The sequence below is a fragment of the Massilia frigida genome (genome assembly GCF_011682175.1).
Classification (GTDB): domain Bacteria; phylum Pseudomonadota; class Gammaproteobacteria; order Burkholderiales; family Burkholderiaceae_D; genus Telluria_A; species Telluria_A frigida.
Window position 1 is genome coordinate 1 of the sequence record NZ_WHJG01000134.1, and the last position, 1,038, is coordinate 1,038.

A 1,038-nucleotide genomic window follows, 5' to 3' on the forward strand; every position below is an offset into this window, starting at 1 on the left:
GTGCCGTGGCGGCGATACAGCCGGATGATTTCCTCGGGTGCTGCATCCAAGCTGGTCCACCAGCCTTCGATCTCAACCTCCGGCTCGATCAGGTGCTGCCCCTTCTTGTCGATGCTACGCTCGGTGACCGACACGATCAGGCGCAAGGTCCGGCGTTCCTTGCCGTGGGCGCGCTCAAGCTGCTGCGACAGCAACGCGCAGCGTTTGCCGGGACGCGCCTCGCTGAAAGCGTTGGCATGCTCGGCGCTCGCCACCCAGGCGGCCTTGTCCTGTTTGCGGGGATTCCACTTGATGACATAGTCCAGTTGCCGCCCCAGCGGCACGAGCCGCTCGCGCTCGGCCTCGCATTGAAACAACAATTTGGCGCTGTCGAAGCCGCTATCCTTGCGCAACAGTACATGTCGGTCGGCAGCGAGCAGGCGCTCGAGCTTGCCGTAGACCCGCTCCATGAAGAAATGCGTCTCCGCTGCGCTGTGCTGTTTTCCCGGACGCAGTTCCAAACCGATGTTCCAGCCTTCGTTGCCCAGGTAAGCCGCGATCGGCGTGTAGCCGTCGACGCCCTGGTAGGTGCGGCTCACATCCTCCTTCTTGGTGCCGCTGTTGTTCATGACGAAGGTGTCGATGTCGAGGCACACGTAGGCGCCGTCGGCTGTGATCGGCGCGCCTGTCCGCTCCAGCAACCGCAGGCTGAGCTCGTCGGTGTACTCGCGCACATCTCCCGCGATGGCATCAAGACGCTGGCGCAGCCACACGCTGCCGGGGACCTTGGACAGATTGAGCGCCTTCTTGAAGAAGCGGTCGTTGCGAAACGGTTCGATGGCTTCGAAATCGCTCTTGCCCAAGCACAGCAGCGCGGTCATGCTCTTGGCGATGTCGGAGGTCTTCATGCCCTGCGATACCGGGAATCTGGAATCGAGAACTGCCTCGACTTGGGCGGCCTCAAAGCATTGGCCAATCAGGCCGAGCCCGGCGTGCGAGGTTAATTCCAGGTTGCGCGATTGCTTGACTTCAAAGCGTGGCATGATCAGTCGGGTGAAA

Annotated in this window: 1 protein-coding gene; it reads right to left on the reverse strand. The window is 61.9% G+C overall.

Annotated features, from left to right (window positions below):
- On the reverse strand, positions 1-1,022 hold a 1,022-nt coding region (locus tag F2P44_RS34335; protein WP_167094560.1), incomplete at its 3' end, for an IS1380 family transposase.
- Positions 1,023-1,038 lie beyond the last annotated feature (16 nt).